Origin of the sequence: Leptospira levettii, assembly GCF_002812085.1 — a bacterium.
GTDB classification, from domain to species: domain Bacteria; phylum Spirochaetota; class Leptospiria; order Leptospirales; family Leptospiraceae; genus Leptospira_A; species Leptospira_A levettii.
In genome coordinates, this window is the sequence record NZ_NPDM01000001.1 from 631999 (window position 1) to 653677 (window position 21679).

General features: G+C 37.4%; 21 protein-coding genes. 6 read left to right on the forward strand and 15 right to left on the reverse strand.

Annotated features, from left to right (window positions below; all coding sequences use genetic code 11):
- Nucleotides 1-25: 25 nt before the first annotated feature.
- The 9 genes from CH354_RS02845 to CH354_RS02885 form a co-directional block, all read right to left on the reverse strand.
- The gene (locus CH354_RS02845) at nucleotides 26-346 is read right to left on the reverse strand and encodes a hypothetical protein (protein WP_100715793.1); all 321 of its coding nucleotides are present in this window, start codon (nucleotides 344-346) and stop codon (nucleotides 26-28) included.
- Nucleotides 343-2118, reverse strand: a complete 1776-nt coding sequence (locus CH354_RS02850; protein WP_100726080.1) for a methyl-accepting chemotaxis protein — start codon at nucleotides 2116-2118, stop codon at nucleotides 343-345. Before CH354_RS02850 ends, CH354_RS02845 begins: the two co-directional genes overlap by 4 nt.
- A 171-nt stretch (nucleotides 2119-2289) precedes the next feature.
- A complete protein-coding gene (locus CH354_RS02855) occupies nucleotides 2290-3006 on the reverse strand; it encodes a phosphate signaling complex PhoU family protein (RefSeq protein ID WP_207762649.1) in 717 nt (238 codons plus the stop codon).
- Nucleotides 3007-3031: 25 nt separating this feature from the next.
- On the reverse strand, nucleotides 3032-3508 hold the full coding sequence (locus tag CH354_RS02860) for a chemotaxis protein CheW (protein WP_100726079.1): 477 nt from the start codon (nucleotides 3506-3508) through the stop codon (nucleotides 3032-3034).
- A 20-nt stretch (nucleotides 3509-3528) separates the two neighbouring features.
- On the reverse strand, nucleotides 3529-4266 hold the full coding sequence (locus tag CH354_RS02865) for a hypothetical protein (protein ID WP_100715796.1): 738 nt from the start codon (nucleotides 4264-4266) through the stop codon (nucleotides 3529-3531).
- Nucleotides 4267-4437: 171 nt separating this feature from the next.
- Nucleotides 4438-5508, reverse strand: a complete 1071-nt coding sequence (locus tag CH354_RS02870) for a mannose-1-phosphate guanylyltransferase (RefSeq protein ID WP_100715797.1) — start codon at nucleotides 5506-5508, stop codon at nucleotides 4438-4440.
- 52 nt (nucleotides 5509-5560) lie between these two features.
- Nucleotides 5561-5812, reverse strand: a complete 252-nt coding sequence (gene hfq / locus CH354_RS02875) for an RNA chaperone Hfq (RefSeq protein WP_015676555.1) — start codon at nucleotides 5810-5812, stop codon at nucleotides 5561-5563.
- A 21-nt stretch (nucleotides 5813-5833) separates the two neighbouring features.
- Nucleotides 5834-6724 (reverse strand): tRNA (adenosine(37)-N6)-dimethylallyltransferase MiaA, encoded by an 891-nt coding sequence (miaA, locus tag CH354_RS02880; RefSeq protein WP_100726078.1) that lies wholly within the window; start codon nucleotides 6722-6724, stop codon nucleotides 5834-5836.
- Nucleotides 6721-7227, reverse strand: coding sequence for an FYDLN acid domain-containing protein (locus CH354_RS02885; protein ID WP_100715834.1), 507 nt, complete (start codon nucleotides 7225-7227; stop codon nucleotides 6721-6723). Before CH354_RS02885 ends, miaA begins: the two co-directional genes overlap by 4 nt.
- A 104-nt stretch (nucleotides 7228-7331) precedes the next feature.
- Between CH354_RS02885 and CH354_RS02890 the strand changes: the two genes are divergently transcribed.
- The gene (locus CH354_RS02890) at nucleotides 7332-8111 is read left to right on the forward strand and encodes a pyridoxine 5'-phosphate synthase (RefSeq protein WP_100726077.1); all 780 of its coding nucleotides are present in this window, start codon (nucleotides 7332-7334) and stop codon (nucleotides 8109-8111) included.
- Here the strand turns inward: CH354_RS02890 and CH354_RS02895 are convergent.
- On the reverse strand, nucleotides 8080-9105 hold the full coding sequence (locus tag CH354_RS02895) for a tetratricopeptide repeat protein (protein WP_100718508.1): 1026 nt from the start codon (nucleotides 9103-9105) through the stop codon (nucleotides 8080-8082). The two genes, CH354_RS02890 and CH354_RS02895, sit on opposite strands and share 32 nt — an antisense overlap.
- Before the next feature lie 91 nt (nucleotides 9106-9196).
- Between CH354_RS02895 and CH354_RS02900 the strand changes: the two genes are divergently transcribed.
- Together CH354_RS02900 and nadB are read left to right on the forward strand one after the other, a co-directional pair.
- Complete coding sequence (locus CH354_RS02900; protein ID WP_100726076.1) at nucleotides 9197-11038, forward strand: S41 family peptidase; 1842 nt, start codon at nucleotides 9197-9199, stop codon at nucleotides 11036-11038.
- A 57-nt stretch (nucleotides 11039-11095) separates the two neighbouring features.
- Complete coding sequence (gene nadB, locus CH354_RS02905) at nucleotides 11096-12697, forward strand: L-aspartate oxidase (protein WP_100718506.1); 1602 nt, start codon at nucleotides 11096-11098, stop codon at nucleotides 12695-12697.
- Between the two features lie 136 nt (nucleotides 12698-12833).
- Here the strand turns inward: nadB and CH354_RS02910 are convergent, their stop codons facing one another.
- Nucleotides 12834-13049: a hypothetical protein gene (locus CH354_RS02910; protein ID WP_100718513.1), complete on the reverse strand. Its 216-nt coding sequence runs from the start codon at nucleotides 13047-13049 to the stop codon at nucleotides 12834-12836.
- Nucleotides 13050-13343: 294 nt separating this feature from the next.
- On the opposite strand from CH354_RS02910, the gene CH354_RS02915 reads away from it, so the two are divergent.
- The 3 genes from CH354_RS02915 (at nucleotide 13344) to CH354_RS02925 (ending at nucleotide 15900) form a co-directional block, all read left to right on the forward strand.
- Nucleotides 13344-14438, forward strand: coding sequence for a tyrosine-type recombinase/integrase (locus CH354_RS02915; protein ID WP_100718505.1), 1095 nt, complete (start codon nucleotides 13344-13346; stop codon nucleotides 14436-14438).
- Nucleotides 14439-14600: 162 nt separating this feature from the next.
- Nucleotides 14601-15494 (forward strand): hypothetical protein, encoded by an 894-nt coding sequence (locus CH354_RS02920; RefSeq protein ID WP_100726075.1) that lies wholly within the window; start codon nucleotides 14601-14603, stop codon nucleotides 15492-15494.
- Nucleotides 15484-15900, forward strand: a complete 417-nt coding sequence (locus tag CH354_RS02925) for a DUF1801 domain-containing protein (RefSeq protein ID WP_100726074.1) — start codon at nucleotides 15484-15486, stop codon at nucleotides 15898-15900. The genes CH354_RS02920 and CH354_RS02925 overlap by 11 nt, the downstream gene beginning before the upstream one ends.
- A 163-nt stretch (nucleotides 15901-16063) precedes the next feature.
- On the opposite strand, the gene CH354_RS02930 is transcribed toward CH354_RS02925, so the two are convergent.
- The 4 genes from CH354_RS02930 to CH354_RS02945 form a co-directional block, all read right to left on the reverse strand.
- Nucleotides 16064-16360, reverse strand: a complete 297-nt coding sequence (locus tag CH354_RS02930) for a DUF805 domain-containing protein (protein ID WP_100718502.1) — start codon at nucleotides 16358-16360, stop codon at nucleotides 16064-16066.
- Between the two features lie 103 nt (nucleotides 16361-16463).
- Nucleotides 16464-18620, reverse strand: coding sequence for an ABC transporter substrate-binding protein (locus CH354_RS02935; protein WP_100726073.1), 2157 nt, complete (start codon nucleotides 18618-18620; stop codon nucleotides 16464-16466).
- A gap of 82 nt (nucleotides 18621-18702) precedes the next feature.
- Nucleotides 18703-19347, reverse strand: a complete 645-nt coding sequence (locus tag CH354_RS02940) for a DUF2306 domain-containing protein (RefSeq protein ID WP_100726072.1) — start codon at nucleotides 19345-19347, stop codon at nucleotides 18703-18705.
- A gap of 185 nt (nucleotides 19348-19532) precedes the next feature.
- Nucleotides 19533-21584: a methyl-accepting chemotaxis protein gene (locus CH354_RS02945; RefSeq protein ID WP_100726071.1), complete on the reverse strand. Its 2052-nt coding sequence runs from the start codon at nucleotides 21582-21584 to the stop codon at nucleotides 19533-19535.
- Nucleotides 21585-21679 lie beyond the last annotated feature (95 nt).

A 21679-nucleotide genomic window follows, 5' to 3' on the forward strand; every position in this document is an offset into this window, starting at 1 on the left:
TATATATTTAATTATTTCAAATTTATTATTTTTGCTTAGTCACGTGATCCAAATTACCATCCCCATACGTATGTAAAACTTGTGAAACAATCACTTGGTATCCCTCATACCATTTGTGATACTGTGACTTAGCTGATTTGTGATCAGAAAAATCTTTTAATGCTTTTAATCCATTTTCAGTTTGGAAATAATACACGACTGCTAACGTACCTTTTTCCTCATTTGACCACTGGTCTCTTCCTAAATACTCAGGGTGTTTTATGACAAAACTTTCTATAGATTGGTCTAAGGAGTCAAACTCATGGTCGGAAGATTTTTGTTTGAAAATAAAGGTAGCAGAAATCATAATTTAAACATAGATAATTCCTGATTCAATTCGACAATGAGAGAATTTAATTCTGCTGAAGATTTTGCTGTTTTTTCTGACATCATCGATAACTTTGCTGTGTCATTTGCCAAGTGATGGACAGAGGTTCCCATTTCTTCATTTACTTTCTTTTGTTCTTCGGTAGCAAAGGAAACAGAAGTGGATCTGTTGACTATATTTTCAGATTGTTTTCTAATTTCCTCAACTTCGGTTATTTGTTCTAAATTTGCTTGGTTCACTCTATCGATATTGTTGATAATCTCGATGACACTCTCTGATAAATATTGAAATGTTTCACTTGCTGATTTAACTGATGAAACTGACATATGTGTGGAAATAGAAACTCTTTTGATGAGTTCTGAAATTGTTTTTGTGGAGGAAGCAGTTCTCTCTGCCAATTTACCTACTTCCGATGCAACAACAGCAAATCCTCTTCCTGCGTCACCTGCCCGAGCTGCTTCAATGGAAGCATTTAATGCAAGTAAGTTGACTTGTTCCGAAATATCTTTAATGATTTCTAATATTTTTCCAATTTCCAAAGCATTTTTATCTACTTCTTCGATAGATTGGATCGCACTAGAAATTGATTTTCCACTTTTAATCACTTCTGCTTCGACTGAATCTGCTTTTGATTTAGCATGGAGTGATATTTCTTTCACACTTGATGAAATGGTAAATAGATGTTCGATGGATTCATTTGTGGCAGCAGTTAATTTTTTTTGTTCTAGTGCATCAGAATAAATACCATTGATAGAAGAACCATTCTCTTCTAATGCTGCTGCTACCTCTTCCAAAGATGCTGCTTGTACTTGTGAATGTTCTGCTGAATCACTGGATAATCCTTCAAGTGTTTTTGCTTCTTTCTGAATTTTGGTAGAATGTTTGGTAATGGATGTTAATAATCGATTGAGTTTGATTTTTGCTTCTTCCAAATAAAGAGAGATCACACCAATTTCATTTCTAGTTTGGTTGATGAGAAGATCTGATCGCAAATCTCCTTCCGCAAACAATTTTAAAATATTGGATACATCCCTAATGGTTGCAGAAGTATTCCCTGTCAGTTTCCATAAAACAAAAAACAAGACAGAAATCATTAAAAGAATGAAAGCACTTAATCCCAAACAGATCAATTCCAACTGCTGATCACTTACGAAGTTCCGAAACTGAGAGTAAATATAAAACGAAAACAGAAAGTATTCGATTACAAATGTTGAAAAAATTGGAAAAAGCAAATTCGCAAACAAACTAAGTGGTTTTAATCGTAATTCATTATATACATCGTACATCTTTTTCTCAACATAAATGTAGAAGAAGGATGAAATCGCCATTGCCAGTAATACACCAAGCAGGGAAAAAAACAGAACTTCCCCGTACGTTTTGACCAAACCAAAATGAAACGATAATACCATCGTGAGAATAGGTCCACCAACATTGGTGGATAGGATATTAAGAGCTCCATTTTTAGAATGGCTCCGAATGAGTGTGAGTTCTTTATCTGTATAGATGATTCCTTCCGGACGATTCATTTGTTTTTTGAAACTTCTATCTTTGAAAAAGAAAATGATGGCGTGCGCACCAATAATGGGTGGGGCCAAGTAGAGTAAAATTTTCAAAATGGATTCAAAATTTCCCAAACCAAAGATAAGTAACATTCCAGCAAAAAAAAGAAAAGGATCTAGATTGGTAATGAGTAAGTAAGGCAGGAAAAAACTTTTTGGTTTTGGTTGGGGAACATACTCTTTTGGTTTCATTGGCAGTGAATTCTATATCAAAACGATTTTCCTTTGTCAAATGAAATTAAAGTTTCATTCACATTCCATAATGATTCTATATTCGGAAATATTCTAAATAAGAAACATTCCAATCGTACAGTTTGTGCGTAAACATGGACAATTGTTTGGAATTGATAGGAAGGAAAAGGTTTAAGGGTAAGAGGAGGACTTTGATTTGACGTTTTCTAAATGGCGGATGTCTTTTCCTGTATTCAACCTGACAAGTTCTTCTGCCACATTCACTGCATAGTCACCTAATCTTTCTAAGGCGAGAATAATCCTATACACGTCAGCAAATTCTTGTTTTTCCATATCAGGTACGGCTCGGTACTTTTGAAAGGCTTGGTCACAAAGGTCGTTGAGTTCATCTTCCAGGGAATTTACACTTCCCATAAACCTTTCTTTTTCTTCTACTAAAGATTCGATCGCCATTCCCGCAAGAGTTGTGACCCTCGATAGAATCAAAGTCATTGGTTCTTCATTTTTAAAGAGACCTTTACGGATGGTTTTATGACGAAACACATCCGCACAGTTGACCACTTGGTCTCCCATACGTTCCATGTTCCGAGTGATCCGTATGGCCGAAAGAGCAAATCGCAAAGGATCTTTTTTTAATACGATGTCATTGTCCACATCCCCCATCCCAAGAATGTTACGGTTACTCACTGCTTCCAATATGGCATTTTGGGAAAGGTTATCGTTTTCCTTTTCTAAATCATCAATGAGGTCATCACGTTCTACAATTTTCTCAGCTTGAGCATAGTCATCTGATTCGAGAGCTTCACTGAGTAGGATCACTTGCTCCAAAACAAGTTCCGCCATGGAATATAAGTTTTTACGTAAGTAATAAAATTTAGAGATGATCATGTGAATTTCATACTGCTTACTTCCGTTAGACGGTAGCTAGTTCTGTTATCTCTTCTACTGTGAGAATTTTTTCGATATCGATTAGGATGATGAACCGGTTGTCTTTTTTTCCAACACCTGTGATGTAACGAGACGAGATCCCTTTTACAGAAGGAGGTGGTGGATCCACTTGGTTGGCTGGAAAATGTACTACATGGGACACTTTGTCCACAATCACACCTATTGATTTGCCAGACACATTGATGACAATGGCACGGTCAGCGGACTCTGTTACATTTTTGATGTTCAATCGTTTGGCAAGGTCAATCATCCTTACCACTTTGCCTCGGATGTCCATGATCCCTGCAAAGTAACTTTTGGATTGTGGAACGCGGATTAAATTTGTGATCTTAACAATTTCTTCAACAATTGTGATGGGGATGGCATACTCTTCATCTCCCAAATTGAAAATGATGTATTGCTCATGGATGAATTGGTTTGCTTGGGATGTTTCTTTGGCCATATCAATTTCTACTACTACGTCTAAAAATAGACGTAGCCGTTGTAGAAAAAATATGAACCGAAACTGAGAAATGACAACACTTTTGTCATTAGGACAGAACGTTTTCTCACAAGAAAATCGAGTAGGCCCGCGATCATCCCTAAGACTGCTAAACTGAGTCCTAATACGACATAATCATAATAAACATAATAGACCAAACATCCAAATCCAATGCCAAGACAGACATCCTGTAAATCTCCCCAGACCCTGCGTTTGAAACGTGTCCAGAGCGATCCTCGTGCTTCTCTTGCCTCTCTCCGTTCCCTTCTCCAACGTTGGAACCGGGTCTCACGGACAATGCCAAATATGGAATCATACCGAGTGGAGGGGAATAATGCCGATTCCAATGGCCCACGAGAGGTCCTGGTTTTTTCCGAAACCTCTGGTTGGAAAGGAGGGTAAATTTCATACGCTCCGCCAATGCTTACAAGCATATCCTTATCAGGAAGTGCACTGAAGTATTCACGGAATGGCCATATCTTTCGAAAGACGGGGTAAGCACGCCCAGAAGTAATATCCTTCTCTGTTTGTACGGTACCGTTTTTCACAGTGGCTCCGTACATACGTCCCTTCTCTTCTTTGATTTCGACAGTTAACCGAACGAGTCGTTCGTGAAAGTTGAACTCAGCCTCCAGGACATCCCCGAGAGGTGTTTCCATGGTAAATGCTCGGATGAAACCGGGGGTGCGGGGTTTCTGTTTCCTCCAGACTTGTTTCATAACAAATCTATCGGAGGAAAAAGAAAGTCACTGAAGAAAGATTATTTCTTCTTTTTGTGTCTGTTGGCTCTGCGTTTTTTCTTACGTTTGTGGGTTGCGATTTTTCTACGCTTTCTCTTTTTTCCGGAAGGCATTCCTTCCTCCTTATATCAAGCCTGTTCTGTCAAATTTCTAGTCGAGGTACTTTTGTAAAACTTTATTTTTCCTCATATTGGATAACATCGCTTTGATATCACCCACACCTTCACGTGAAGTTATGAGGAGTACATCTGGTTCTTCCACAACAATCAGATCTTTCACACCAAGAAATGTGATGAGCTCTTTTTGAACGGAGGAAATATTCCCTGATGCTTTGTGGTAATGTACTTCTTTACCTTGGTGGTGGTTTTTCTCTTTGTCCCCTGGCAAAATCCGTTCAAGAGACATCCAAGATCCTACATCGTCCCAATTGAAAGTAGCTTCCACCATTCGGATACGATTGGATTTTTCCATGATCGCAGTGTCGATGGCTTCGGAAGGTAACATTTGGAATGCGGTTTTTAAATCCCCAAAATTCTTAAATGGAAACCCATTTTTTAAAGGACCAAGGATATGGGGAGCATGGCGTTCCAGTTCCGACAATATGGTTTCCGTGCGGAAAAGAAAGATCCCTGGGTTCCAATAAAAATTCTTCTTTTTGATGTATTTGAGTGCAGTTTTGAAATCAGGTTTTTCAAAGAAGGCTTTTACCGTATAACCTACATCAGTTGGTTTTCCAGTGCTAATGTATCCATATCCAACTTCAGGTCGGTTTGGTTTAACCCCAAGTAAAACCATACCATTTTCAGTTTCGAACAAGGCTTGTTCGATGGTTTTTGTGAACTCTTTGACAGGATCAATAAACGCATCCGCAGAGAGAACGATGAGATTGGGATTTCCGTATTTTTTTTGGAAGTACAATGCAGAAAGAGCGATGATGGGAGCTGTGTTTTTTCCTTCTGGTTCGATGATAAAATTTCCAGATGGGAATTTTGGATCTTTTTTAAGAATTTCTGCCTTCAGAGTTGCATTGGTCCCAATGTAAATGCGATCCAATGATGTGATGGTAAGGGCTCTGTCGATTGTCTCTTTGAGAAGGGTTTTGTTCGAATAAACTTTCTGGAGCTGTTTGGGGGAATTGGTGCGGGAACGAGGCCAAAACCTCTCCCCTTTCCCTCCTGCCATAATCAAAACAACAGGGGTTTCTTTTGGTAATTTTGCCATAGGGTTTGGAACCAGAATTTAGAAAGGGAAAGAGAGGAAAACTAGAAAAGAGTTATGCCCCACCTGCTTCTTTCGGAGTTTCCTCGCTGTGAAGTTTGATCGGTTTTGCAGGGATGATGGTCGAAATGGCATGTTTGTAGACCAAATTCTGTTTGTTTTCATTTTCTAAAATGATGGTGAAATTGTCAAAACTGACAACTTTTCCTTTTAAAGGAACTCCATTTAACAAGTAGATGGTGAGATCAATTTTCTCTTTTCTTGCTGTGTTTAAAAGTTGGTCTTGGATGTTATTTTTTGCCGACATTGGAAATCCCGAGTGTTCTCTCTATCTTTGTTCTATATTTGTATACAATTGGACAGCGGCATCAAAAGAAATGGGCGAAAGGAATGATTCTTTTTTGAACCAAGTAATTTGCCTTTTTGCATAATTTCTGTGACTTTGCGCCAACTGTTCAATGAATGTATTAATGTCTATCGTTCCATTTAGGAATGCAAGCGCAAAATTGTAACCCAAGGTTCGTAACCCCGGACAGTTTGGTCCATACTTCGAAATGACTTCTTTCGTTTCCTCTAACATACCACTAACGATCTGATTCACTCGTGTATTGATGCGGTTGTAGAGAATGTCTCTTGGCCAATCCAACCAATGCCCAATCAATTTCACTTCTGGATGGTCTTGTAAATACCCACCTACAGTTTGTTTTGATACCTCTGACCACAAAACTCCTGTGAGTACAACTTCCAGAGCACGTTTGATACGGTATCCATCTTGTGAAGAAAGACTTTCCAAGGCTCTCGGGTCTTTTGTTTGGAGCATAGTCCTTGCCTCTTCCAAAGGTAGGTCCAAAACATAATCCTTGGTATCTTTCGGTACATTTGGTACGGGAAACATCCCTAAGAGAAAAGCGCGGAGATAAAATCCTGTCCCACCAATGAGGATGGGAATTTTCCCTCTGCTTTGGATATCGGAAATGGCTTCTCTTGCAAGCAGGGAAAACTGATTGGCATTGATGGATTCGTTTGCATTCAAAAAACCAACAAGCCAGTGGCGGATATGGGAAAATTCTTCGGGAGTGGGTGCCGTTGTGCCTACCGGTAAATCCCGGTAGACTTGGCGAGAGTCAAAAGAAACAATTTCGAAACGTTTTGGGTCAAGGGCTTGGGTAAGAGAGGTTTTTCCGGAACCGGTAGGTCCACCAAGGATGGGAAGGATCACTCCTCTTCCTCGGCAACGACCTCCTCTTCTTCGGTCTCTTCCAATTCCTCAGTTTCTTCTAAGAGTTCATCATCTTCAATGACTGGTTCTTCCTCTTCTTCCACTTCGTATTCCGAACTGCGAATGGCAGCCATACGGGATTTGATCGCTGGTTTTGCCAACTGGTCAGCTCCACATTTCGGACATTTTTTTTCAGGTTTATTCAAATCATAAAACTTCGTTCCACAGGAGTAACAGTTAAACTTCTTTCCGAGAGGGTTGTTCGGATCAATTTTCACAGCAGGAGCTTTGGCTTGTGGTGCCGGTTTGTCCTTGGTTGCTGTGGCTGTTTTAGGCGCAGGTACGACCTTTGCCTTCGTAGCAGGGGCTTTGGACCCGACTACGGCCTTTTTTTTATCTTCCTTCGGGGAAGAGGACTTGGCGTCCTTATTCGGTTTTTCTTTGGCAACCGCTTTCTTTTTGGGCGGCGGTGCTTGTTTCTTTGCTGCTTTTTTTGCGACCATAAACGTACTTTTGACAGTTTTGGAAATCCCTTCTCTGGGACAACCTTTTTGAAATTGGACGGTTTTCTCCTGGATGAAAATTAAAGGAAAGTTTTTTTTTTCCTATGACCCAATTAAGTGTCAATGTCAACAAGATCGCCACTCTCCGCAATTCTAGGGGAGGATCCATTCCAAATGTTCTGAAATTGTCAGAAATCATATTAGATTCTGGTGCCCATGGGATTACAGTTCACCCTCGATCTGATGAAAGGCATATCACCAAACAAGATGTATTCGAATTAAAGGAATTTTTGGAATCCTACAATCAAAAAATAACTAAATTAGGAATTTCTAAAAAAGAATACAATATTGAAGGAGAACCAAGTGAACGCTTTTTGGAGCTTGTCCTTAAGGCAAAACCAGACCAAGCCACTCTTGTTCCCGTAAAACCAGGCGAAATCACATCGGATCATGGTTTTGATTTTAGAGATCCCAATACCTTTTCGACTCTAAAACCGATCGTAGAGGCATTCAGAAAAGAAGGGATCCGAGTCTCTCTTTTTATGGAAACTGATTTTACTTTTTATGACCAGGTCACTCTTCTCGGTGCCGAACGGATTGAACTGTATACAGGTCCATATGCCCACGCATTTGATACAGATGTAGAGAAAGGCATTCAAATTTTTGAATCCTATCAAAAGGCCGCAATTGAAGCAAACAAACGAGGATTAGGTGTAAATGCTGGACATGACCTCGATACAAAAAATTTACAAGTATTTGCAAAACTACCGTTTCTTGCTGAGGTTTCGATTGGGCATCGACTCATGGCCCAAAGTTTGGTAGATGGTTTAGGGTTTACAGTAAAAGAATATCTTAAAGTTCTTTCGCAAGGAAACGAATCTTAACGTAACTCGGGTCTTGTTCGAGCAATAATTTTGCAGCTCGTTCTAAGGCGGTTGCCATCATCGCTTCCGATTTACCCTTTGTTTTGGAGACTCTGACTTCGGTCAGAAACTGTTTAAAAGCTTCTTTTGCCTGAGCTTCGTTCCCGGAAAGAGAAGTTAGTTTTACCTTACGCCAGGCTTCCGTCATCGGAGAGGGGCGAATGGAACCAGTAACAAGAGAAGGATTCCCATCAGCATTGGATGAGACAGTTGCAGAAACTGCCCCTTGTGTTCCACCCACCATTTCCTTTCCCAATTCCCCTCGGTGGTAAGAAGATGTATCCCAAATTTTGGTAAATGGATCCGACTTCATTTGGTCCGCATACAATCTTTCTTTATAGGATACATTGGGATTACGGATTTGTTTTTGGAGAGAAATTTGTTCGTTTGGTTCTAATTTTTGGAAACAAGTCGAAAAACTACCACGTTTTAATGACTCTTTGGTGAATACACCCCGTTCGATCAAAAATTGAAAGGTGGAAATGTTCGGGGATTTTTCCTCTTTGCATTGTTTCTCCAATTCAGAAAGAGAAGCGAGGACTTCCCCATCATACGAATGGGCTTTTAAATCCGCTAAGTTTCCCGATTTTTCAGCGGATAATCGTAACATGTTTTTATAAAGAGTGTCGTTTGGATTTTTTTCTAAAGCCTTTCGAAAACCGGCATAACTTTCATTGTAATTGCCACGTTGGTATTCCAAAAGTCCCCACATGTAACATAAATATCCATCGTCAGTATCTTTCGTTCGGCAAACATATCTTAGTCGAGACATTGCATCTTCTTTTGCGGAAGGGTTTTCCCAAACATCAAGTAATACCTCTTCCAAAAAAAGTAGGGTTTCCAAACTATAAGGATCACGATTTGGGTTCTTTTCTGGCTCGGAGGAACAAAACCAGAGAGAAAGGGCAAAAATCAGGACAACGAATGAGCGCATGTCACCGTCTATGTTATGCATGTGTCCTGGATTTGTCCCAATTTTTTTTGTCTTGCCTAGGCTGGAAATTCGGAAATTCTTAGGATAATCTATCCACGAAACGAGAGATCCCTTGAAACGATTTGTTTATCTACTATCCTTTTTCACCCTTCTAAGTTTTGCTTTACCAGTTGGTTTTATTTCCTGCGAACCAGAAGCGAAAAAAGCACAAAACCGCGAGACCAATTTCACGTATGTCGACTTTGAAACTGTCATTCGGACAGTAGACAAACTGTACATAGACAAACATATCAATGTAAATCGTGCTTATACCGATGCCGCAAGTTTTGCTTTTTTAAGTTTACCTCACCCTCTTTACATTTACCCAGAAAGTTATTTCAAAGAAAGAGAGAAATATGATGATAAGGAAGACCTCTGGCCAGGGACTACTTTCAAAATCTCTCCATCTGACAAGTTTGTCGTATTTGATCCTGATTACACCCAAGTGGAAAAAATCCAAAAAGAGAAACGGAAAAAAAATGAAAACCGTAAGTTATCTGATGCAGAACTCAAAAAACTGATCGAAAAAGAAAAACTGAAAAAATCAGTGATCTCTGCTCGTTGGGAAGAAATTAATTTTTCAAGAAAGGATTTTGATCGGGTTGTCACTTACATCCAAGACAATTTGGATAAATACAAAACGCCTGTACTAAAAGGACTCGTGGAACTTGACGGTGAACTTCCTGATGAAGAGGAAGAAGACAAAAAAGAATTCCGCATGGAACAAGTGTTTGTTGCCGCTGCGAATGGTTATTTAAACTCTCTTGATCCACATTCCAATGTCTTTTTGGAAGAAGTTTGGGAAGAATCCATGTCCAAAATCAGTGATGGATCTTTTGAAGGGATTGGTGCCATCCTCTCTGGTGGTGGAAGTCGTGAGGTGATTGTTGAAAATCCATTGGAAGGAAGTCCTGCACTCAAAGCTGGGATCCGCAGTGGAGACAATATTGTTGCCGTTGATGGTAAACTCATCAAAAACTTGTCTCTTGATAAAGTAGTTAAAAAAATCAAAGGACCAAAAGCAACAAAAGTTGTACTTACCATCTCTCGGAAAGGGAATACAGGAAAAATAGATATCGAAGTGATTCGTGATAAAATCACAATCAAAAACGTAACGTATCACTTAGTAAAAGAAAATCCACAAGTTGCTTATATCAAACTTACTGGATTTGTAAAACCTGGAAACGGGGAACCACCAATTGATACACAAATTGCAGAAGCTTTAGCAGAAATGGAAAAAACTGCCAAAGAGAATGGCAAACCGTTAAAAGCTGTGATTTTAGACCTAAGAGGAAACTCAGGTGGATTTTTGGATTTAGCTGTGGATATCGCTGATATGTTCATCGAAAAAGGACTGATTGTTTCTACAAAAACTCCTGGAAGAAGTGATGATGAAAAATATGCAAAAATCAAAGACATCACAAAACTTCCGCTAGCTGTTCTTATGAATTCAAAATCAGCATCTGCTTCTGAAATTGTGGCAAGTGCGATTCAACACCATGGACGTGGTATTTTACTTGGTGAAAGGACATTCGGAAAGGCAACTGTTCAAACATTAAAAAAATTGGACAACAATCCAAATTACCTTTTGAAAATCACAAATGCTAGGTATTATTCTCCTTCCGGAAAAACCATCCAAGTAGTTGGAGTTTCACCTGACATTGAAGTTTCAGAAGAACCAGATGGAACCTTCCCTTTCCGGTACAGAGAAGAGGATATGTGGAACCACTTACCTCTCATTCCACATGAAGGCGTTGTGAAATCAAAATTCAATTTGAATGCGATTAAGGATTATGCCAAAAAAAATGGCAAAGCTGATACGTATTTGAAAGAACACGCAAACGATGCGATCAAACCTGATTATATGTTAATTAGAAGTTTGGACTTTATCGAAGGGATGTTGAATACGAAATAAATGATTCTAGATTTTAGGATCATTTATTTTTGAAACTTATCATGAATTGGATGCAATGTGACTCGAATTAAATCAGATTTTCTGATCATAGGAAGCGGAGTGAGTGGTCTCTTTACCGCGTTAAAATTAGCTCCGCTTGGTTCGGTTGTTGTTGTTACAAAAAAAGCAGACTACGAATCAAATACCAACTATGCGCAAGGTGGGATTGCATCTGTTTTTGATGATAAGGACAAATTCGAAGAACACATCAAAGACACTTTAGAATCGGGAGCAGGATTATGTGATCTTGAAGCGGTTCGTGTTTTGGTAGAAGAAGGTCCAACCCGAGTCAAAGAACTATTGGACTTGGGTGTTCCTTTCACAAGAAACCAAACGGGTGAATTGGATTTAGCGCGAGAAGGTGGACATAGCAAAAATAGGATCATCCACTCTCTTGACAGAACAGGTAGTGCCGTTGAACAATCGTTACTTGATCATGTTCATGCAAACCAAAACATTCGAATTCTAGAAAACCATGCATGTGTAGACTTAATCACCAAACACCATTTAAAAAATAAAGAAAATTTACCATTACGATGTTATGGAGCCTACATTGTAGATACAGAAACTGGTGAAGTATTTCCAGTGCTTGCGAAAAAAACAATTTTAGCAACTGGTGGTGCTGGCCAAGTGTATTTGCACACAACTAATCCAAACATTGCCACTGGTGATGGTGTAGCCAGTGCTTACAGAGCTGGTGCCATTGTCAAAAATATGGAATTTTACCAATTCCATCCTACTTCGCTTTTCCATGAACAGGGAAATAGTTTTTTAATTTCAGAAGCAGTCAGAGGCCATGGTGGTATCTTACGCGAGATAGGTGGCAGGCCATTCATGAAAGACTATCATGAAATGGGAGAATTAGCACCTAGAGATATAGTGGCACGGGCAATTGATGATACGATGAAAAAAAGAGGGGAACCACATGTACTCCTTGATATCACTCATAGACCTGCCAATGACATCATAAGCCATTTTCCCTCTATTTATGAACGATGTAAAAAACTAGGGATTGATATCACAACCGATCCAATTCCAGTTGTTCCCGCTGCACATTATATGTGTGGTGGTGTCGCAACAGATCTCTTAGGACGAACTAACATTGCAGACTTATATGCTTGTGGTGAAACAACGTGTACGGGTGTCCATGGTGGTAACCGTTTAGCTTCCAATAGTTTATTGGAATGTTTGGTATTTTCCCATCGGATTGCAAATGATATCAAATTAGAAGGGAAACTAGAGTATTCTGCGGAAACCGATTTGATTCCTGATTGGAACAAAGAAGGAACAACGAACACGGAAGAATGGGTATTAATTTCCCATGACTTAATCGAAATTAAAACCATCATGAGTAATTATGTTGGAATTGTTAGATCTGATATGAGATTAGAACGTGCCCTTCGTCGATTAAAACTGATCTCACAAGAAGTAAAAGATTATTACAATCGAACGACTGTTTCTTTGGGTCTACTAGAACTTCGAAATTTAGTAAAAGTTGCCGAACTCATTGTGAGATCCGCGTTATTACGTAAGGAAAGCCGGGGTCTTCATTATAGTACGGATTACCCGGAAGACCGAACTCCTTCTAGGCAAGACACAATCCTTTCCCATCAATTATAAAATCCCTGCGCCAGGGACCGAAGCGGAAATCCTTTCTCAATTTGAGAAAGATTGCAGCGTAGGGCCCGGTCCATATTGTATTTTGTTTTTTTCTGGAATTGATTGGAGGCGCCCAAATAACAAGAGTTATCCGGAATTAACCTCTTAATCCTAAAATTGTATACACAATTCCTAAAACGACGGGTAAGATAGAGTAACTAAAAACATGAATGAAGTATCCTCTTTTTTCGCCCCATTTTTGTTTCATCGGTTCTAGTTTCCAAAAAAATCCTGGTTTATAAAGACGTAAAATATAGGTAGTGATACCATAAATGATAAAAAAGATGCCTAATCCGACTGTGACTAAATTCATATAACTCCCAAAGATTTCAGTTTGTGCTATAGCATGAACTTTCCAAGAAAAAAAAAATCCTTAATTTAATTTTCATTTGTCTGTTGCCCGTGGACGTGATAGAGGGAAGTTATTGGGTGGCGGGTCTAGAACCCCACCCTAGTAAGGGCGGGGATACTAGATTCGCAAACGCCCCTCAAGAACCATCCCCAATCACCAAAATTTTCTCACTGAACAACAAAAATCGAAAGGATCTCAGGACCAAAATAGTAAGCCCTCACCTATTCCATTGAAACAAACTAAGTTAGGTGTTCTATGATCAAACTCAAATACAAATCAAATGATAAACGATTCCATCTATATTTTCCGTATTCGGAATTGTACATCAAAATCGCAAAATCGATTCCAAAGGCAATGTACCACCCGGAAGATAAGAGTTGGTCCTATCCTAATGAAGTTTCATCCATTAAACGCGTGTTATTTGAATTTTCTGAATATGATATTCGATATCTAGCGAATGAGATCCCCAAACAATGTGGGATTTTGGAAGATTTTTTTCGTTCGGCCAGGGAAAGGAATTTTTCATTCTTCACAACCAAAACATATTATTCACATCTATACAGACTGTTGCTTTTTACAGAGAAATTACCAATGAATATTGTATCGAAGGATATAGAAAATTATTTGGACTTTCAAGTAAAAGAAAAATCATTACGTTCTGCTTCCATCCGAAGTGCAAGACAAGCATTCATTTTCTATTTTCGGGAAGTCCGTAAGCAGATGAAAAATCTTAAATTTCCAAAAATGAAAATCGATAACAAATTACCTGAAGTTTTATCAGCGGAAGAAACTAGAGCTATATTCAATGCACTTCCGAACTTAAAACATAAAATACTACTCCTCATTAGTTACTCAGCTGGATTACGAGTAGGTGAAGTGATCCATTTACAATTAAAAGATATCGATTTAGAAAGGAACATGATCCGTATCACCCAGGGAAAAGGCAAAAAAGATAGATACACAATTCTTGCCAATTCCCTCATTCTCGAGCTTAAAGAATACTTACAGGTAAGAGAATACAATTTGCTTTTAAAATATAGTTTTAATGAGGTAAAAAATATAACTTGGTTATTTCCGGGTGCTGGGAAAAGACCCCTTCACATCAGAACGGCTGAATCCATTTTTAACCAAGCAGCCGCTAAAGCAAAGATCACCAAAAAAGTCACCTTTCATAGTTTGCGGCATGCATTTGCGACACATCTGTTGGAACTCGGAACGGATCTAAGAATGATCCAAACTCTACTCGGACACTCAAGTGTCCGAACCACACAAATATACACCAAAGTTGCAAGGAGTCGATTGGAAAATATCAAAAGCCCTCTTGACCAAATGCCAAAACCAAAAACTTAAAAAAAACTCACCTTTCCTGCTTTTAACATCACTTCACTTCACCATTCATTTCCTTCCTACAATTGAACTTTAAATCCAAATTGGATCTCGGATTTCGTTGACGGATCCCAAATCTTCCTTTAAAATCAAATCCTTAGTCAGTTACTAAAAAGGGAACTCACAATGAAACGTCTTTCTTATCTAGTTTTATTCACAATATTTTTATCCCATGTTTTTTTACAGGCACAAGTAAAACCTCAATTGGAAAACGAATGGGCAGTCGCAAAAAATTTAGGACCGATCATTGATGGAACATCTGTTCGCTGGAGCTTTTTAGCAATAGTAAAAACTGATGTCATTGATTCTGTACGTGGTTTTGAAAGGAATGGAGAGGATAAAAAAGATTACTTTATCCAACAAAAAAAAATAGAAAAAGGAAAATTATACCTAGAGAGTCAAGCGTTAAACGAAACTGAATACCAATGGATTTTTGAATCTGGAAATACTAGCAAATTTTTTACGATTGAATTGAAAAACAAAGATGGTGAAATCAAATCCTTACACATACCAATCAATTTTTCCGAACAAAACAAAGAGAATTTACGATTGGTTATCGATAAGAATTTTGGAATCAAAAAAGAATTAACGAAAGTTCCATTCCATCGAAATTTTGACGGAAGAAAATGGGTGATCGGACACTCAGAGAATGACGAAAATATCTCAATGATAGAATTGTTCCCCGGAGGTGTCACAAACCAAAATTGGTCGGAACTCTATCGGTTCACTCTATTAAAAAAAATCGGCACTTCAAGACGTTATGTATTTGTGGATGCTGTAAAAGCAGAGTTAGCAAAAGATTGTAGTGATCTATATTTTAATATTCTCAAAGAAACAGATTCAGAGATTATTTTTGAATGGTCTCATGATGGTTGTGGTGGTTATCCAACAGGTTCCGAAATTAGTCGTATGGTATCAAATGAAGAACAATCATTAATCTTTACGTTTGCCTCAAACCAAACAAAACATTCCAAAAATCAAAAAGAAATTTATTTAAGTATTTTGGAAAATGAAAAGTAAAATCAAACAATCAGATTCTCTAAAACATAATCAATTGGAATATTTTTATGCAAGTCTGACAAAATCTGAATTGGAGATCGTTACAAAACTAACGGATATCATTAAGTTATTCAGCAATTTAGAAGAGAAAATATCCTATTCGGTTCTTTATTATTTCCAAAATAGTAGAGTTTGTTTTATTTGGCCCGCTTCTATAAAACCAGGACCAAAATCAGGAGTGCAATTTGGATTTTGCAATGGTTATCTGTTAGATGATCCTAAGAATATCTTAGAACGAGAAAAGAGAAAACAAGTTTATTGTCTTACTTTTCACTCAACCGATGAAATCGATAAAAATACCCTTATAGCGTTTATAGAAAATGCAATTCGAATAGATGAAACCATTTATCAAAAAAAGAAGAGATAGGGCGTTCCTAATCTTTCGATGCAGTTGACCTTTCGAAACAAGGGCGGGTCAATCCGGGGTTCGCTTACGCTTCCGTCACCTACCCAATGGTAGGTGACCAAGCCCTACTTGTCCCTAACGCAAACCGAAATTCTATAGGAATGCGTTAAGAAAAAAATTTGGTCTATTTACCTTTTTGTGCCCAAAAGTAAATCAATACAAGTAATCCAATCCCTGTAAGACCAATTAATTGCCACCAACCACTCATTCCTACATCATGCAACCTTCTTGCACCAACACTAATGCTTGGTAAAAAAACTGCCAAAGAAAATACCATTCCTAAAATGGGAAGGAACATCTGTAAGATAAAACTAACAACAAATGTAAATGCTACCCAATACCAAAATTCTGGACGTTTTGCATTTCCATTAAAATCGACATATTTTTGAAAGCAAACCTTGATTGCATCTTGGAATGACATAAAATGAACCTACCTACTTTGATTTGTGTATGGTAAAACCAAACTGGCAAAATAAGATTCTTTTTCCAAAAAAAGTAAAGTAAAAAAGTGAATCAAAAGTATTTTATTCTTCAGCTAACAAATAAACGGTGAACTTTGTTTTTCCAACTTCACTTTCGAATTCAATTTTACCGTTCATTTTGTTGATCACTTTTCGACAAATGTCCAATCCTAATCCAACTCCTTCACCTTTTGATTTCGTTGTAAAAAAAGGTTCAAAAATTCGGTCTTGGATATTTTTTGGAATTCCACTCCCGTAATCGATAAAGCTGACCTTGATCCATGGGCCATCATCTTCTATAGTAAGTTCAATGATTCCTTCAAATGAAATTGCATATAAAGCATTGTTTAATAAGTTAACCCAAACTAAATTTAAATTATCCCGATTGCCTTTGCATTTCCGATGTGATAAAAAATGTTTTTGAACTTTTACTCTATGATTGATATTATAATAATAAAGAGTGAGGATCGTTTCGATTTCGCTAGTGATATCAATTTTACTTTGATCTGAATGGGTAAGATCATCAGAAATTAAGTAATTTTTTAAAGATTTTACAACATGAGATGATTTTTCAGAAGCAGTCGAAATGATAGAACAAGAACGGAAGACACTCGCTACCTTTGAACCCATAGTTAATATTTCTTTTTTGTGATCACTTTCTAAGATAAATTTTAGATGATCCCCGAGCAAAAAAGCGGAAGAATCAACAATTAAGTTTAAGTATTCTTCTCTATCATCTTTTAAGTATTTTTGGAAAATTTCTGCATACTCAATTTCTAACTCTTTTTTAAATTCCCTCTCTTTTTTACCTGTATAAAAAACATTTTGAATGTTTTGATACTCTCTTATTAAGAAATAAAATCGTTCTTTATCTTCATTCGAAAAAGTAAAAAGGTAATTTATGATTGTTTGAAATTGATTCTGAAAAAAATTGCTGATAGTACCATTAGAGGAAACAATCGCACCCAATGGTGTATTCAATTCATGTGCCATCCCTGCTGTTAAATTACCTATGGTCGCTAATTTTTCCCGATTTAATAACTTTTCTTGTGCTTCCGTCAGTTCTTTTAATTTTGATTCTAAAACAAGATTAGTTGAATTCAAAGCATTGTTGGAGATTTTTAATTCTTCTGTTCTGAGTAAAACTTCTGTTTTTAAGGTTTCTGAATACCGTTTGTTCCATCTATACCTTTGGATCACCCAAGCAACTAACACAATAAATAAGAGTAAAATCAAAATCGAAAAAATAGATTCGTAATTTGGTTTTGGATTGGCGTTATAGAGGAATCCACTCAGATCCAAATTTTTAGGTAACATACCGAAATCTGCATAGACTTCATTGATATGTTTCCAACGCCCTTCATACATATATCCAATCTCGACAAGCGAAGGTTGGATCAATGGTTCCATCTGTTCTGCTTCAAATAATAATTGTTCTTTCGGAATGGAACTGGCATATTTTTCTGAGATTAGATTTACAATCTCTTGTTTGTGTTTCATTGCATAGTCCCATCCACGAAGACTTGCTTCACGGAATTTTTTGACTCTTGTTGGGTTATTTTCTATTTCGAGTTTGCTTGTGAATAAATTGTCTCCATAAAAATCAATACCAGAGGTTCTTGGTGAAAACACCATCAAAGGGAATCCCATTTTCTCGAGTTCATAGGTTTGAGTGGTAGAATAACCATCCAAAGCATCTACCTTACCTTCCACTATATCCAAAAATCGAAAGCTATGTGGTAATTGACGAAATCGACTTGGGTCTAATTTTTCCTTTTTTAGCAAAGCTAAAATTTCATAAACATGAGGAGATAACATGATCTTTTTCCCAACTAAATCATGTACAGATTGGTCAGGATGAGTTTTTTTTGTGAATAAAACAATAGGAGAATGTTGGAAAATAACAGCTATGACGACGATGGGTGCACCAGCATGCCATTGTAAAAGAACTTCGTTTGCACCTACTCCATAACGTGCTTCTTTTTCTGAAATAAGTTGGTGTAATCCTTCTATTCCATTTTTACTTTCGTGAATGGAAACATCCAATCCAAGTTCTCTGTAGTATCCTTTTTCTAACGCAGTATAATAACCTGCAAATTGGAATTGGTGGTACCATTTTAAATATAAATCAATATGATCCGTAGCAAAGAGGGGATTTGAAAAAGGGATCAAACCAAAACAGAGGAAGGAAGATAGAAGTTGTTTGAAAATTGGAAACATTCTTACTTATCACCACTGTGTCACTTTGTTAGCCGAAAGTGACTCATGGTGTTCTCTGAGAGAAAAATTAGCAACTTGTAAATTAATTTCGGAACAATTTCTCCTTCCAAATGATCCATTCTGCAAATACAAAATTAATAAGCCAACCTGCTGCCATCATTAAATCTCTTGGAATCCCCGATGGTTCGCCTCCCACAATGATAAACCAAGGTAGATGAGTGAATACTTGTGTGCCTGCGCCTAATCCAATCGCATAACCTCGGATCATCCAATGGCTATGGGTTCGGAATTGTTTCCCCAAAGCAAATGAAAAACCGAGTAGGATACAGGCAAACATCCAGACTCCGACAACCATTCGAATTCCAAATAACCAATCCCCATCAGTAGGTACCCTTGGGTATTCCCAAGTTAACCATAAACCACTGCCCGCACTAAGAAGTCCAAAAACAACGAGGAACCTACCAGAAATCCGATGCCAACGAAGGTGACGGCTTCGAAAACCAGGTGCAAATTGGAATGATCCTAAAATACTATACAATAAAACAGCAATGATATGGAGGATTACGGGTATTGGGTCATTAAAAAATCGCTGATTCTCAACCGTATAACCAGAACCAGTTGTTAGTTGGAAAATTCGAAATAGTCCAGCTATACTTGGAACCAAACTGAGAAATAATAAAAAACCAATGATCCAATAGTCTTTTTTTGTAGTGGAATTCGTGGGCATATGGATTCATTACTGAAATTAATTTCTGAAACGGCAAGAAGGAAATAAAATCCAAAAAACAAATAATTTTTCTCCCAGCTAACCTCCCGAAGTTAAAACGAGAGTATGTTACCGATGCCAGTCAATTCTCTTGAATCGTTTGGAACAAATGGAAACCATCACACGACAAACAAACATTTCTAATATTATGAATCAACACTTGTTTCAAACGAATTGGCAATCGTAGAAATTGTTTTTGCCACACTACTGATCGTCACACTCACTCGGTTTAAATCTTCGGAACTTTGAGCAAGTTCCTGAGCACTACCTGAAAGTGAATTCACACTGACCACCATATCGTCAGAAGTTCGTTTTTGTTCTTGGCATGAAGTTTCAATTGATTCAGCCAATGACTGCAGTTCCTTGAGTTCGTGAGATACATTGGTTAAACTATTGGATTGTGATGAAATTTCACCTTTTAGCTTTTCAACACCTGTCTGAATCCGATTGGATTGGCCAACAATTTCATTCAGAACTTTTACTGTATCATTCACATGATTCACTCCAATGTTGACTGCTGAATCACTCTTCGCAATTAATGTCATAATATTTTTCACTGAAATTCTTGTTTTATCTGCCAGTTTTGAAATCTCTTCCGCAACTACTGCAAATCCTCTTCCTGCATCACCAGCCCTTGCAGCTTCGATACTTGCATTGAGTGCAAGTAAATTTGTTTGTTCAGAGATATCAGTGATCAAATCAACAATTCCAGAAATTTCTTTTGTAACCAATCGGATTTCTTCCATTGAATTATCCGTACTTCGTATCGACATATTTCCGTTATCTGCTAATTTAGTTGATGCAACAGACTCAATTGATAACTGATTGAGTTCCTTTTCAATATTAACGATGGAATATTCGATATTTCGAATTTCTTCTGCAATTTTTGCAATGTTTTTGGTTTCATCAGAAATAGATCCAAACATAACTTCAAAGGAAGATGATAATTCTTCTAAAGAAGCGGCAGCCTCTTCCGAAGTGGAAGCAAGTCCAGATGCATTGTCAGATACCGAGAGAGCATCATGTTTTAATTGGTCAGAACTTTTTTCAACTTGGTTAACTGAATGTTTCAGTTGGACAATGATATCATGCAATTGGCTCACAAATCGATTGATGGAGCCAGAAATTTCACCAATTTCATTCTCACCAAACGATGGTAATTTTTTTGTTAGATCGGCATCACCACTCGACAATTCCTCAACTTTCGTCAAAACAGTTTTTAAAGGTATGTTGATACTTTTAAAGATGAAAAAAATCAGAAGTATGGAAACACTCAGTGCCAATACAAGAATGAGGATATTGACCAACCTGTGGAATTTTTGTTCTGATAAACGATCTTTAATTAAGTTTTCAAAAATCAAAATGGAAAAATTTTGAATTTCCGATCCTAAAAATGTTCCCTTATGGATGATGTTGAATAATTCATCTGATGAATCAGGTTTGTTTGCATTTGTTATCAATACTTTTTTCAATTCATCAACATAAGCATTACAGGCTTGGTTTGTTTGGTCTATGTTTTTTTGAATCTCACCTTGATAGGTTGGAGCATTCTCCATTGTTTTTTTATAAGAGTTCGTTATGTTGATACAAATGTTCTCAATTGCATTGATGGATATGATTGATTTTGTATAACTGATATTCGAAAAGGTTTTCCGTTTTTGGTTTTCTCCTAGATATTCATCTCTAATTAATTCTTTGAGTTGTCCTACATGTTTCCATAACATGGGAACTTGGAATAGTATGATATCCATTTGGTAATAGGATTCCAATTTTGGATCCAGTATTAAATTCGAATTGTCTCCAATCTTAACTGCTAAGTCTTGTGTATCTTCCAAAAAATTGCGAGTTGTTTCTTGGTCAAAACGTTCGCGAGTTAAATAGGTAATCCATTTTTGGATTTGTTTTGAATCTTCAGAAAGGATTCCTGATTTAAGGATTGTAGCCTTGCCTTCTTCCATCACAGGTTTCAAATCATCTACATTCTCGTTACCAATTTTAAATTTTGGTAATGCAACCTTAAAGGCGAAATAAACAGGTTTGATGATCTCAATACCTTGCTGTTCTTTCGCTGAGAAATCAATTTCCTTGTTTTGTGATTGAATGTACAAAGCGAGCACAATCAATAAAAACAAAAGGATTGGAAGAGGCAAAAGGATCAGTCTAGACCGAATGGTGATATTGGAAAAATAAGAATGCATACAAGTAATTTCCCTCTTTCAGTAGTAGGCAGTTTAATACCTGTAGAGAATTAGAAAATAAAATAATATCGAATTTGAAAATTCTAAAATTAAAT

Bases quoted from the DNA above. Each gene is read 5' to 3' on its own strand.
- CH354_RS02855 (WP_207762649.1), bottom strand. From the start codon at position 3,006: ATGATCATCTCTAAATTTTATTACTTACGTAAAAACTTATATTCCATG.
- CH354_RS02920 (WP_100726075.1), top strand. From the start codon at position 14,601: ATGAAACGTCTTTCTTATCTAGTTTTATTCACAATATTTTTATCCCAT.
- CH354_RS02930 (WP_100718502.1), bottom strand. From the start codon at position 16,360: ATGTCATTCCAAGATGCAATCAAGGTTTGCTTTCAAAAATATGTCGAT.
- CH354_RS02890 (WP_100726077.1), top strand. From the start codon at position 7,332: ATGACCCAATTAAGTGTCAATGTCAACAAGATCGCCACTCTCCGCAAT.
- CH354_RS02860 (WP_100726079.1), bottom strand. From the start codon at position 3,508: ATGGCCAAAGAAACATCCCAAGCAAACCAATTCATCCATGAGCAATAC.
- CH354_RS02940 (WP_100726072.1), bottom strand. From the start codon at position 19,347: ATGCCCACGAATTCCACTACAAAAAAAGACTATTGGATCATTGGTTTT.
- CH354_RS02935 (WP_100726073.1), bottom strand. From the start codon at position 18,620: ATGTTTCCAATTTTCAAACAACTTCTATCTTCCTTCCTCTGTTTTGGT.
- CH354_RS02885 (WP_100715834.1), bottom strand. From the start codon at position 7,227: ATGGTCGCAAAAAAAGCAGCAAAGAAACAAGCACCGCCGCCCAAAAAG.
- CH354_RS02895 (WP_100718508.1), bottom strand. From the start codon at position 9,105: ATGCATAACATAGACGGTGACATGCGCTCATTCGTTGTCCTGATTTTT.
- CH354_RS02850 (WP_100726080.1), bottom strand. From the start codon at position 2,118: ATGAAACCAAAAGAGTATGTTCCCCAACCAAAACCAAAAAGTTTTTTC.
- CH354_RS02865 (WP_100715796.1), bottom strand. From the start codon at position 4,266: ATGAAACAAGTCTGGAGGAAACAGAAACCCCGCACCCCCGGTTTCATC.
- CH354_RS02915 (WP_100718505.1), top strand. From the start codon at position 13,344: ATGATCAAACTCAAATACAAATCAAATGATAAACGATTCCATCTATAT.
- CH354_RS02845 (WP_100715793.1), bottom strand. From the start codon at position 346: ATGATTTCTGCTACCTTTATTTTCAAACAAAAATCTTCCGACCATGAG.
- CH354_RS02910 (WP_100718513.1), bottom strand. From the start codon at position 13,049: ATGAATTTAGTCACAGTCGGATTAGGCATCTTTTTTATCATTTATGGT.
- CH354_RS02945 (WP_100726071.1), bottom strand. From the start codon at position 21,584: ATGCATTCTTATTTTTCCAATATCACCATTCGGTCTAGACTGATCCTT.
- hfq (WP_015676555.1), bottom strand. From the start codon at position 5,812: ATGTCGGCAAAAAATAACATCCAAGACCAACTTTTAAACACAGCAAGA.
- CH354_RS02925 (WP_100726074.1), top strand. From the start codon at position 15,484: ATGAAAAGTAAAATCAAACAATCAGATTCTCTAAAACATAATCAATTG.
- CH354_RS02870 (WP_100715797.1), bottom strand. From the start codon at position 5,508: ATGGCAAAATTACCAAAAGAAACCCCTGTTGTTTTGATTATGGCAGGA.